At 61.8% G+C, this 12,898-nt stretch carries 7 protein-coding genes; 6 read left to right on the forward strand and 1 reads right to left on the reverse strand.

Annotated elements, in window-relative coordinates:
* The first annotated feature begins 150 nt into the window (after positions 1-150).
* Entirely contained in the window at positions 151-888 is a 738-nt protein-coding gene (locus AC5FXY_RS13455) for a LytR/AlgR family response regulator transcription factor (RefSeq protein ID WP_493557202.1), read from the forward strand.
* 12 nt (positions 889-900) lie between these two features.
* On the opposite strand, the gene AC5FXY_RS13460 is transcribed toward AC5FXY_RS13455, so the two are convergent.
* A complete protein-coding gene (locus tag AC5FXY_RS13460) occupies positions 901-3,966 on the reverse strand; it encodes a PAS domain-containing sensor histidine kinase (protein ID WP_493557203.1) in 3,066 nt (1,021 codons plus the stop codon).
* A gap of 412 nt (positions 3,967-4,378) precedes the next feature.
* On the opposite strand from AC5FXY_RS13460, the gene AC5FXY_RS13465 reads away from it, so the two are divergent.
* From AC5FXY_RS13465 to AC5FXY_RS13485, 5 genes are all read left to right on the forward strand, one after another.
* A complete protein-coding gene (locus AC5FXY_RS13465) occupies positions 4,379-7,906 on the forward strand; it encodes a T9SS type A sorting domain-containing protein (protein WP_493557204.1) in 3,528 nt (1,175 codons plus the stop codon).
* A gap of 289 nt (positions 7,907-8,195) precedes the next feature.
* Positions 8,196-8,837: a (2Fe-2S)-binding protein gene (locus AC5FXY_RS13470; RefSeq protein ID WP_493557205.1), complete on the forward strand. Its 642-nt coding sequence runs from the start codon at positions 8,196-8,198 to the stop codon at positions 8,835-8,837.
* 12 nt (positions 8,838-8,849) lie between these two features.
* Complete coding sequence (locus AC5FXY_RS13475; protein WP_493557206.1) at positions 8,850-9,833, forward strand: FAD binding domain-containing protein; 984 nt, start codon at positions 8,850-8,852, stop codon at positions 9,831-9,833.
* A gap of 12 nt (positions 9,834-9,845) precedes the next feature.
* On the forward strand, positions 9,846-12,089 hold the full coding sequence (locus AC5FXY_RS13480) for a xanthine dehydrogenase family protein molybdopterin-binding subunit (protein WP_493557207.1): 2,244 nt from the start codon (positions 9,846-9,848) through the stop codon (positions 12,087-12,089).
* 155 nt (positions 12,090-12,244) lie between these two features.
* Entirely contained in the window at positions 12,245-12,880 is a 636-nt protein-coding gene (locus tag AC5FXY_RS13485) for an NUDIX hydrolase (protein WP_493557208.1), read from the forward strand.
* The last annotated feature ends 18 nt before the right edge of the window (positions 12,881-12,898 follow it).

Genomic DNA, 12,898 nt, shown 5'->3' on the forward strand with positions numbered 1-12,898 from the left:
CGGTGTGGGGCTTTGGCTTGTTTGCTGGATCAGGAAGCTGATTGATCGATTTTGGATAAATAAGTAAGTTGCGCGAATTCGCCCAACTGCAGCCGGCTACATGGTGCGTTGCACTCGCCTTAAGCGTTTCTCACTACCACTTTTTGCCATATGCCTACTCCTGGCCCTTCCAAGCTGCGCTGCCTGATCATCGACGACAACGAAATCAACCGCCTTACGCTGGAGCATTTTGTGGACATGACCGACACGCTGGAGCTGGTGGCTTCGCTGCCGGATGCAGTGCAGGCGCTGAACCTGCTGCGCGGCGGTACCCAGGTCGATCTGCTGTTTCTCGACATTGAAATGCCCCAGCTCAGCGGCCTGGAGCTGGTGAAGGTGCTGCCTGAACCGCAGCCGCAGGTGGTGCTGGTTACCAGCCACGCCAATTTTGCTGTCGATGCCTTTGCCCTGCAGGTGCTCGATTACCTGGTCAAGCCCGTGGATTACAGCCGGTTCAGCCAAGCCGTAACCCGGGCTTTGGATCAGCGCCAGACTGCAGCCGAGGCCCCATCTGTAGCGCCTAGCATCGAGGCCAACGACGCCACGCTGTTTGTCAAGACCAACAACAAACTGCTCCGGCTCGACTTCAACGATGTACTGTTCATTGAAGCCATGTCCACCTACTCGGTGCTGGTCACGGCCAAGCAGAAGCACATCGTCTACATCACGCTGAAAGCCCTGGAGGAACGACTGCCCTTCAGCCAGTTTATGCGCGTGCACCGCTCCTACATGGTCAATATGCACCGCATCGAATCGGTGCAGGACAGCATGCTGCAACTGGGCAGCTACGAGGTACCCGTGGGCAAGTCGTACCAGGACGAGTTTTACCAGCGCCTGCGCAGCCTCTAGGGCTGGGCAGGTTTAGGCTGGCAATTCGGCTGGCAGCTCCTGCAGTACCTGTTCGACTACGGTGCACAGGTGGCGCACCATTTCGTCGTTCAAAGCCCGGTTTAGCAACACTTGCGTGTGGCGGCCCTCCTCCAGGCGCCGCACGGCTTCGTCTACCTGCTGCACGCCTAAGGACGCCAGGGAAGGCTTGATGTGGTGCACCAGCTCGGCCACTTTCACCCATTCCCCGGCGGCGGCCGCGGCCTGAATCTGCTCCATGCTGGCCGGCATGTTATCGAGGAAGGAACGGATGATGCGGTGCACAAAGGCGTCTTTGCCGCGGGCCATTTCGCGCAGCTTCGTCAGATCGTAGCTGCGCTGAGGCTTTAACAGCAGGCCTTCCAATTTGGCATACAGCTCGCTTTCTTCGAAAGGCTTGGCGAGCGTATCGTTCATGCCCGCGGCCAGGTACCGCTCGTTGTCGGAGCGGAAGGCGTTAGCCGTCAGGGCCAAAATGGGCACCTGCGCCTTGCCAGCATCGGCGTGGGCCCGGATGGCAGCCGTGGCTTCCAGACCATTCATACCGGGCATCTGAATGTCCATCAGCACGGCGTCGTAGGGGTGCTGCTCAAACAAAGCCAGCGCGGCAAAGCCGTCGGCGGCTTCATCTACCTCCACACCCCATTCCTCCAGCAGCATGCGGGCAATGTCGCGGTTTATGTCATTATCCTCCACCAGCAACACCCGTGTGCCGGCCAGTCGGTGGTCGGCGGGGGTAGGTGCTTCTTCTGCCGGTACCACGGCCCGCGTTTTGGGCAGCGTAACGGTAAAGGAGAAGGTACTGCCGCGGCCTACTTCGCTTTCGACGCGCATGGTGCCGCCCATCTGCTCCACCAACGCCCGGCTGATGCTCAGGCCCAGCCCAGTGCCGCCAAAGTGGCGCGTGGTATCGGCATAGGCTTGGGTAAAGTCCTCGAAGATGCGCTCCAGGCGGTTGGCCGGAATGCCAGGGCCCGTGTCGCTCACACTGAACTCAGCCGTGAGGGTGTCGTCCGTTTCGCCGATCATGCGTCCGGCTACCGATACGGTGCCCTTCTGGGTGAACTTCACAGCGTTGGCCACCAGGTTGATGAGCACCTGATTCAGGCGGTGCGGGTCGCCGATAACCCAGGGGTACGGGCAGGTGAGCTTAAGGGGCTGCGCCAGGAAGGTGAGACCTTTTTGGGCGGCCTGTAAGGCCAGGCCCTGCACAGCTTCGCCCATGGAGTCGCACAGGTTGAAGGGGGTTTGCTCAAACTCCAGCTTGCCAGAGTTGATCTTGGCCATGTCCAGCACATCGTTGACGATGGCCAGCAGGTGCTGCCCCGAAGAACGAATCACGTTCAGCTGCTGCTGCTGCTGGGCGGTGAGCTGCGTTTTGGCCAGCAAGTTGGCGTAGCCGAGCACGCCGTTGAGCGGGGTGCGAATTTCATGGCTCATGTTGGCCAGGAAATTTTCGCGGGCTCGGGCGGCAGCTTGCGCTGCTTCGGTGGCCCGCTTGAGCTCAGTAATGTCGGTGCTTACGCCCAGCACGTGCACGCTGCCGTCGGCGTGGTAGAGCGGGCGCTTCACCGTCTGAAACCAGAGCACCTCGCCCGTATCCAGGGTCAAAGAATCTTCGGTGCGAATTTCGCCGCCGGTGGCCAGCACATGGGCATCCACGGCTGCGTACTTAGCCGCTTCCTTCGCCTGCGGGCTTTGCGGGTCCTTGGCCAACTCGGCCCGGTAGCTGGTCCCTGACAACAGCTGCGTCGTGGCCGGGTTCTGGAACAGCATCTGCCCCGCGGCATTTCGCACGTACACAAGGCTGGGCAAGGTGCGGAATACCTGCTGCGTGAAGGCCTGCTGTTCGCGCAACTGATGCTCACTGGCCCGCAACCGCTCTTCGGTGAGGCGGCGCTGCGTGATGTCGCTGCCGTAGCCAATAACCAAGTGCACCTCGCCAGCTTCGTTTACCACGGGCTCGAAGTGACGCAGGGCGTACTCCACACGGCCATCCGGGTGCTCAAATTTCTCTTCCCAAGCTACCCGCTCCCGCGTGGCCACGGCCTGCTGAAACAACTCGGCGCGGCGGGTTGCCAAGTCCACCGGGCGCTGCCGGTATTCGCAGTATTCGAAGTCGTTTTTGCCGATGATCCACTCCCGGACCTCAGCGTTTTTGACAGCGCCGGGATTGACGAAGCGGTAGCGGTGCTCGGCATCGAACACGACCACATCGGCCGGCAAATGATTCAGAATGGTTTCGTAGAACTGACGTTGGGCAGCCAGTTGGCGCTCGGCTTCGCGTTGGGCCGTGGTATCGAGCCCGTAGCCGAGCATCATGTAAAAAGTACCGCTGGGCTGCGTAATGGCTTTAAACGCCCGGCGGTGATAATGCACGCCCGTCGGGTGGGGCGTAGTGTCCTCCCACTCGATCAGGCCTTGCTCAGCCGCCACCCGATCAAACATGCGGTGACGGTATTCGGCTAGCTCGAGCGGGTAGCCAAACCGCTCGCAGTAATCCATCACGGTACGGCCGATCAGCCACTGGCGGGCCTCCGGCTCAGGCACGGCGTGGGGGTTGGCATAGAGGTAGCGCCGCTCGGTATCCAACGTAACCACCTCCACGGGCAGCTCGTCCAGAATGGTTTCGTAGAAGTGGCGCTGCTCGGCCAAGCGCTGCTCGGCCAGGCGTCGCTCCGTCACGTCCACCAAATACACATTGACGAAGCCATCGACCGGATCTGCCACTACATATAGCGTGTACTGCCGTCCCAGCGCCTCTACTTCGAGTTCGGTCTTGCCCTCTTCCTGCAGCGCCCCCCGCACTACCTCGCGCAGCCGCACACCGATGGCGCGCTTGTCGTCCGCCGCCATAGTATGCCACAGGCGCTGGCCGGCAGCGTTGCCGTACACAATCCGGCCCGTCGCGTCAAGCCGCAGGATGGGATTGGGGTTGCGCTCCGGAATCCGAGCCAGGGTTTCCAGCTCTTGAATTCGGGCTTCGGCCCGGGCCAGGGCATGCCGTAAGGCTTCTACCGAATTGTTGTCCACCCCGGGGTTGTGATGAGAATCGAGCATAAGTAGTGAGAGCAGCGCACGCCACGATGCAAGCAACACCCAAGTAGCATAATGTATTCGGGAGGCCTGCCGAATACATTAAAATACTAGCCAGACAAAGCCGATTACTCGCTGAAAGTGTCAGCGGTATTTGCTCGTGTGCCGAGTCGGCAGCAACAAGTTAGCCGCAGGAACAAAGCTTCGGGGTAGCTCCGATTTACGAAGCCGCATAACAGGCTGCAAGCAATGGCCATTGCTGAAAACAAACGCGGCGCATCACATCATCATGTGGCCTTGCGGCCGGGCTTAAACCCAAATATGTCATTGATCAGTGCAAGGCATAATGGGTCCTTTGCAGGGTTCTTTCTAGGAGTGCCCGCCTCCGCTGCGGCCCTCGAGAAGCAATGCTTCCATTCCGTCCTTTTTCTCTGCTATGAACAAGAGTTTACCACTGTTTATCCTGCTGGGTAGCCTGGCTGCCAGCGCCCAGGCGCAATGCCCCGCTCCCCCTGTGGTGCCCGATGGGTCGGCCTCCGTGTGCAACGGGCAGGTGAGTCTGAGCACCACCCTCAGCAGCACCCCCCTGCGCTACGCCTCTTCGGTGCTCCGATTCAGTTCGGAATACAACAACACTTCTTGGGCCGCAGCTCAGGCCCTTGGCGCCCCGGATGTATACCCGCGGCACGGCGACATCAGCGGCGCCTGGGCCAGCGGTACTGCCGACAATTCGCGCGAATATTTGGTACTGCGCTTCGATAACCCGCGACCGGCCAAGCGCATCCTGATTTGGGAGACGAACAGGCCCGGTGCCATTGACACGGTGTATGTGCGCAACCCCAATACCCAGGCCTGGGTGCCGGTGTACACGGCCACGGCGGCGTCCGCCGGCTCCAACTCGCGCATCCTGAACATCAATTTCCCGCAAACGGCCTTCGCCGTGCGCGACGTGCGCATTGCGCTCAACTCCCAAGCCGTGTCGGACTGGAATGAGATTGACGCGGTAGCGCTGTCGGAAGAGTCGGCGAGCTACCAGTGGGCCCGCAACGGCGTGGACCTGGCCGCCAGCGTGACCGGCGCCAACGGCCCGGGCTTGTCCAACATCACGACCAGCGGCGCCTACTCGGTGCGAATGACCAACGATGCCGGCTGCACGGCCACTTCGGTGCCCTTCAACGTGATGGCCGACGTGGTACCCACCTTATCGGTCTCGCCGACGAATACTACCATATGCGCGGGCGGCTCCACTATGCTCACTGCCACCGGCAGCAACGGCACGGCCTCCGTGGCCGGCCGCGGACTGCAGTTTGATGGCACCAACGACCAGGCAACCATCGCGCACAGCGCCAGCCTGAATTTGACTTCGGCCCTGACCATCGAGGGTTGGATCAATGCCAACGGCGCAGGCTCCAGCATCCAGAATGTGCTCAGCAAATCGAACAACAGCGCTAATACCGGCTACATCTTTCCGCGCACCGACAACCGCTGGGACGACCTGAGCCTGTGGATGCACATCGGCGGTACGTGGCGCGTGTTCTCGTTGCCTTACACCGCCTTTAAGGGTACTTGGCACCACGTGGCAGCCACTTACGACGGCGCCACCGTCAAGATTTTCATCGACGGTACCAAGCGCTTTGAGCAGGCTATGACTGGCACCATCGCGCAGAATACGAATGCACTGATGATGGGCACGCAGCCGGGCTTCAGCGAGTTCTACAACGGCCAGGCCGATGAGCTGCGCGTGTGGAACGTGGCGCGTTCGGAAGCGGAGATTTTGGCTGATTACAACAAGACCGTACTGGCCACGCAGCCCGGCCTAGTAGCGTATTTCCGCCTCGACGAGGGCTCAGGATCCACGTTTGTGGACTACACCGGCAACGGCAACAACGGCACGCTCGGCGCCAGCACGGCGGCCCCTACCTGGATCAACAACCCCACCAACATCCGCCAGGGCCTGGCTTACAGCTGGACGCCCACCGCGGGCCTCAGCGCCAGCAACGCGGCCTCGGTGACAGCCAATCCCACCACCAGCACCACCTATACAGTGCGCGCTACCAACGTTAACAGCGGCTGCTATACCGAACGCAACGTAACGGTGAACGTGGGCGGTGCCTTTACCTGGAGCGGCAGCGTCAGCACCGATTGGAACAACGCGGCCAACTGGGCCTGCGGCGCCGTACCTACGCACAGCGACAACATCACCATTCCGGCCGGCATGACGCGCTACCCTGTCATTAGCGCCAATGCTACGGTGGGCAGCATTACCATCCTGAGCGGCGGCCGTCTGACACTGACCGGCGGCACCTTCTCCGTCATGGGACAGTTCCAGAACAGCGGCTTCTTCGACCAAACTGGCGGCACCGTGAGCATGGCGGGTGCTACCATGGATGACATTGGCGGCAACAGCGTTACCGAATTTGGCAACCTGACCATTGGGGCCGGTGGCGCCCAATTGGTAAGCCCCATCCGGGTGCATGGCCTGTTGATGCTCGGCGGCAATCTGAACACCAATGGCCAGATGCTGACGTTGATTTCGGATGCTACCAGCACGGCCTCGGTGTACAACAACGGCGGCGTGGTACAAGGCAATGCCACGGTGCAGCGCTGGATCGACCCGAGCCTGAACGCGGGTGCCGGCTACCGCCACTTGAGCGCCCCGGTAAGCGGCAGCACCGTAGCCGATCTGCAAGCTTCTGGCTTTACGCCGGTGGTAAACCCGGCCTTCAATGGCGCTGCCAATCCAGCCCAGGTAACGCCCTTCCCCACGGTATTCGGTTACAACGAAATGCGGTTGATGCCGGGCGGCGGCAACACTTTCGATGCCGGCTGGGAATCGCCGAACAGCCTGAACGATGCTCTTACGCCAGGCCGCGGCTACACCGTGCAGCTCGCGCCGCAGATGGTTGATTTCGTGGGTGCGCTGAACAACGGTACCATCAACATTCCGCTGATGCGCGGCAGCGCGGGCCAAGGCTGGAACCTGGTGGGCAACCCCTACCCCTCGCCGCTGAACTGGTCGGCGGTGACGCTGCCCAGCGGCATCGACGCCGCGGCTTACGTGTACCGCTCCACCGGGCCGTACGCGGGCGGCTACGTCAGCTACGTCAATGGCGTGGGCGCACCGGGAGCTCAACTGATTGCTATGGGCCAGGGCTTCTTCGTGCGGGCCAACAGCGGCTCGCCCACGCTGGCCCTGAACAACACGCACCGCACCACGACGCTGCAAAACCCGGCGCTGAACCGCACCCAGGAGACGCGCCCGCTGCTGGCTTTGGCGCTGCGCTCGGCCAATGGCCCGGCTACGGCCGATGTGCTGTACGTGTATCAGCAAGTTGGGGCCACCGTGGGCTTCGATAGCCAATTCGACGCGCTGAAAGTGCAACTCAACGGCGGTCAGCAGCCGACGCTGTACCAGCAAGCGGGCGCCGACATGCTTTCCATCCAGGGCCTGCCCACCGGCACCCAGACGATGAGCCTGCCGCTGGTTGTCAACGCTCCGCAAGCGGGCAACTTCACCTTTGCGCCCGAGCAGCTTGTCAACTTCCCGGCCAGCGCCACGCTGTACCTGGAAGACCGGCAGACCGGCACCTGGCACGACCTGCGTCAAGGAGCATATTCGGCCCAACTGGCGCAAGGCCTGCAGCCCACCCGCTTCGTGCTGCACCTAAACGCGCAACGTCCGCTGGCTTTGCAGCCCAACCGCCTGAGTGGTGCCGAGCTGCAAGTATTCCCCAACCCCGCTTCGGGTGACCAGGTGACCGTATCGGCCGCAGGCCTGACGGGCAGCAGCGCCGAACTGCGCCTGGTGAATAGCCTGGGCCAAGTACTACGCACCGAAAACGTGGCGCTGACTGGCCGCCTGCTGCAGCGCCCCTTCGCGGTGCAGCACCTGCCCGCCGGCGTGTACACCCTGCAGGTACGCACCGAAGCTGGCACGCTCACGCACAAGCTCGTGCTGAACTAACCGACCTTCCCTCCCTTTGCCAACACCAGCGGCTCGTCTACCCCAGACGAGCCGCTGGTGTTTTATATGCGTCCCTAGCCGGGTGGAAAACGCCGTATCCGCGAATTGTGACGCGGCTTTACATCAATACACATCCAATCAACCACTGGTGTCCGAATGCTCGTCGCTTCTGCGGCACCTTATCCTTAACGAAATACCACTCGGTGCGTACAGCCAGAGTTTGCGTGCAAGCCGCAAAACAGGGTCTGCATATCCGCAGATCCATTTCTTAGCACCGATTCCCCTAGCCATGGAAAACGAACAGCCTCCGCAACCGTCACCCAGCGGCTGCGGCCACAACGAAGCCCGGCGCACCTTCCTGAAGCAGTCGTCGCTGCTGACGGCGCTGGCCCTCACGCCCGGCCCCATTGTGCAGGCCGCGGCAGCGGAGTTCGACGAAAAAGTGGCAGCCGCTTTCGAGAAGATGCCGCTGCGCCTGGACGTCAACGGCAAGAAGTACAAGCTCTCGGTGGAACCGCGCACCACGCTGCTGGATTTGCTGCGCGAACAGCTAAACCTCACCGGCACCAAGAAGGGCTGCGACTACGGCCAGTGCGGTGCCTGCACCGTGCACGTGGATGGGCAGCGCGTAAATAGCTGCCTGACGCTGGCCGTGATGCAAGAGGGCAAGAAAGTCACGACCATCGAAGGCCTCGCCGACGGCGACAAACTGCACCCCATGCAGGAAGCTTTCCTGAAGCACGACGGCTTCCAGTGCGGCTACTGCACGCCGGGCCAGATCATGTCGGCGGTGGCCTGTATCCGGGAGGGGCACGCCAACTCGGAGGGGGAAATAAAGGAGTTTATGAGCGGCAACATCTGCCGTTGCGGCGCCTATCCCAACATCGTGGCGGCCATTCAGGAAGTCAAAAACGGCGGTCAGAAGGTATAGCACGCAGCTACTATGAACCAGTTCCAATACGTACGCGCGACCAAGCCGAAAGCCGCCATCGACGCGCTGGCCCGCGACCCGCAGGCCCAGTTCATTGCCGGCGGCACCAACCTGCTCGATCTGATGAAGCGCGGGGTGATGACGCCCCAAAAGCTTATCGACATCAACAAGCTGCCGCTGGCCAAGATCGAGAAGCAGAATGGCAGCATCCGGGTGGGGGCACTAGCCCTGAACGGGGCCGTGGCGGAGGACAAGCTGGTGCTGGAACGCCAGCCATTGCTGGCCCAGGCCCTTAATGCCGGCGCTTCGGCCCAGCTGCGCAACATGGCCACCGTGGGCGGCAACATGCTGCAGCGCACCCGCTGCCCCTACTTCTACGACACGGCTATGCCCTGCAACAAGCGCGAACCGGGCTCCGGCTGCGGCGCCCTGGAGGGCCACAACCGCATGCACGCCATCTTCGGCTTCAGCGACAAGTGCATTGCCGTGCATCCTTCCGACATGAGCGTGGCCCTGGCCGCCCTCGATGCCACCGTGCTGGTAAGCGGCCCCAAAGGTGACCGGCGCGTGGCCTTCACCGACCTGCACCGCCTGCCTGGCGACACGCCGCAGCGCGACACCAACCTGGAACCCGGTGAGCTGATTACGTCCGTGGAAATACCCGATGGGCCGTTTACGAAGCACGTACACTACCTCAAAATCCGCGAGCGAGCGTCTTATGCCTTCGCGCTGGTATCGGTAGCGGCGGCGCTAAGCCTCGACGGCAGCACCATTCGCGACGCCCGCCTGGCCATGGGCGGCGTGGCCCACAAGCCCTGGCGCCTCACCGACGCCGAGAAAAGCCTCGTCGGCAAGCCGGCTACGGAGGCCACTTTCCGGCAAGCCGCCGACATAGCCATGCAAGGCGCCAAAGCCTTCAAGCACAATGCCTACAAGCTGCAAATGTCGCCTAATGCCATTGTGCAAGCCTTAAAAAACGCCGCTTCCGTGGCTTAAGCCCTTCCGCCGATGAAAGACGAACTTCTGCAAGACAAAGCCACCGGCGACCGGATGAACCGCGTGGACGGCCGGCTGAAAGTAACGGGTGCGGCCAAGTACTCTGCTGAGTACGAGCTGCCGGGCCTGGTGCACAGCGCGCTGGTGGGCAGCACCATTGCCAAGGGCCGCATCAAAAGCATCGATACCAAGGCGGCGGAGCGGGCGCCGGGCGTGCTGGCTGTCATCACCCACCTGAATTCGCCCAAGGTGCCGGGGCATGCCGCCCGCACCAATCCCGACGAGCCACCCACCATTGGGCAGCCGCTGCGGGTGTTCTTCGATGACAAGATTTACTTCAACGATCAGCCCATTGCCATTGTGGTGGCCGATACGCTGGAGCGGGCCCGCTACGCCGCGCGGCTCGTAAAGGCGCAGTACACGCCGGAGGAGCACCGCACCAACTTCGAGAGCAACAAAGAGCGCGGCTTCCTGCCTACGCAGGCCAAGCGCAACCCCAAATCGGCGCAGAACGACTACGACCGGGGCCAGAAGGACGGGTACAAGCAGGCGCCGGTGAAGCTTGAGGCTGAGTACCGCCACCCCTCAGAGATGCACAACCCGATGGAGCTGCAAAGCATTATTGCGCATTGGGAAGCGCCCGATCGGCTGACCGTGTACGACAAGGTGCAGGCTGTGAAAGGCACTCAAAAGGCTTTTGCGAAGGACTGGGGCCTGCCCGAAGAAAACGTGAAAGTCATTGCCACCTTCGTAGGCGGCGCTTTCGGCAATGGCCTACACAACTGGCCGCACGAGACGGCCGCCATCATCGCGGCCAAGGTGGTAAACCGCCCGGTGAAGCTTATGCTGACGCGGGAGCAGATGTTTACCATGGTGGGCTACCGGCCCTACACCTGGCAGCGTATCGGCATCGGGGCCACGCCGGACGGCAAACTGGTGGGCATCACGCACGAATCGGTAGGCCAGACGTCGAGCTACGAGGAGTTTACCGAATCGACCTTGCAGCAGACGCGCATGATGTACCTCAGCCCTAATGTGTCGACGCGCTACCGCATCGTGGGGCTCGACATCAGCACGCCCATCTGGATGCGCGGCCCGGGCGAGGCCACCGGCGCCTTCGCCTTGGAATCGGCTATGGACGAGCTGGCCTACCTGCTCAACCTGGACCCCATTGAATTCCGCCTGCGCAACCACACCGACAAAGACCCGGACAATGGCAAGCCGTGGTCGACGAAATACCTGAAAGAATGCTTCCAAATGGGTGCCGAACGCATCGGCTGGAGCAAGCGGCAGCTGAAGCCCGGCACCGTGCGCGACGGCGACTGGTTTGTGGGCTACGGCATGGGCGTGGGCACCTTTGGAGCCAACCGCCGCCCGGCCAAAGCCCGCGCCCGCCTATTAGCTAACGGCCACGTGGTGTTCCAAAGCGCCACCACCGATATCGGCCCCGGCACCGCCACCGTGATGGTACAGATAGCGGCCGATGCGCTGGGCGTGGCGCCGGAGCAAGTCAGCTTCGAGCTAGGTAACTCGCTTTTCCCGGAGGCGCCTTCGCAGGGCGGCTCGGCCACGGTGGCCAGCGTGGGCTCGGCAGTAGTAGCGGCTAGCACTGCCTTGCGCCAAAAGCTGCAGCAGCTGGGCGGCGCAGCCTTCGCCGCAGCCAAACTGGAGGATATCCGCTTCGAGAAAAACCACCTTACGCTGGTCGGCAACAGCGGTGCCAAGCTCAGCTACGCCGATTTGCAAAAGCAGAACAATGGCCAGGAAGTGGAAGTAGTGGGCGAAGCCCGCCCCGGCAACGAGCGGCAGCAGTACTCCATGTACTCCTTTTCGGTGCACTTCGCGGAGGTGCGCGTACACGCCCTCACCGGCGAAGTGCGCGTCTCGAAAATGGTATCCTGTGCCGATGCGGGCACCATTGCCAACCACAAAACCGCCGGTAGCCAGATGATTGGCGGCGCGGTAGGCGGCATCGGTATGGCCCTGACTGAAGGGGCCGTGATGGACGACCGGTTCGGCCGCTACGTGACTAAGGACCTGGCTGAATACCACGTACCCGTGCACGCCGACGCCCCGCACGTGGATGTAGTTTTCGTCGATAAACCCGACCTGCTCGTGGACCCCATGGGCACCAAGGGCATTGGCGAAATTGCCATCATCGGGGTGGCGCCGGCTATTACGAACGCCATCTTCAACGCTACGGGCAAGCGCATCCGGGAGCTGCCCGTCACACCGGATAAGGTGCTACTGGCCTAAGCCTTATGCTTCAGGCCAATAATAAGGGCCTCTCATGCTGAACCCAGATGCGGCATGAGAGGCTTTTGGCTGAGCGTTTTCTACCAGTAGGTCATGCGTTCATCCCTACTTCCTATCTTCTCGCCGCCCGCGGCACCAGCCGCTGCTTTCACAACATGACCAATCGTGATTGGCTGAGCATTGCCCAGCAGCTGCAAGCCATTGCCCAAACCGGGCTTACCTACAGCGAAAACGTTTACGACACCGACCGCTACGAGCAAATCCGCGCCTTGAGCGTAGACATCCTGCACCGCCTAACCGACGAGCCAATTGAGAGAATTGGCCCGCTATTCACCAACGAAACCGGCTACCAGACCCCCAAGGTGGACGTGCGCGCCGTGGTATTCCGCGGCACGGAGGAAGTACTGATGGTGCAGGAAAAGGTCGATGGCAACCGTTGGACACTGCCCGGCGGCTGGGCCGACATCGGCCTTACGCCCAAGGAAGTGGCCGTGAAAGAAGCCCGGGAAGAAACGGGCCTGGAAGTGGAAGCCGTACGCCTGCTGGCCCTGTTCGATAAAAAGCTGCACGCCCACCCCGTAGAGCCGTGGTACGTTTACAAATGCTTTATTCTGTGCCGCGCAGTGGGCGGCGACATTCAAAGCAACACCATGGAAACTAGTGAAGTCCGCTGGGTACACCAACGCGAAATTGCCGAGCTGTCCCTTTCCGAAGCGCGTACTACGGCCGCGCAGTTGGCTACCATGTTTGCCTTCGCGCGCCAGCCCGACCTACCTACGCTTTGCGACTGAGCCGCAATAAGAGCATCC

The sequence above is a fragment of the Hymenobacter sp. FMD4 genome, from assembly GCF_058932745.1.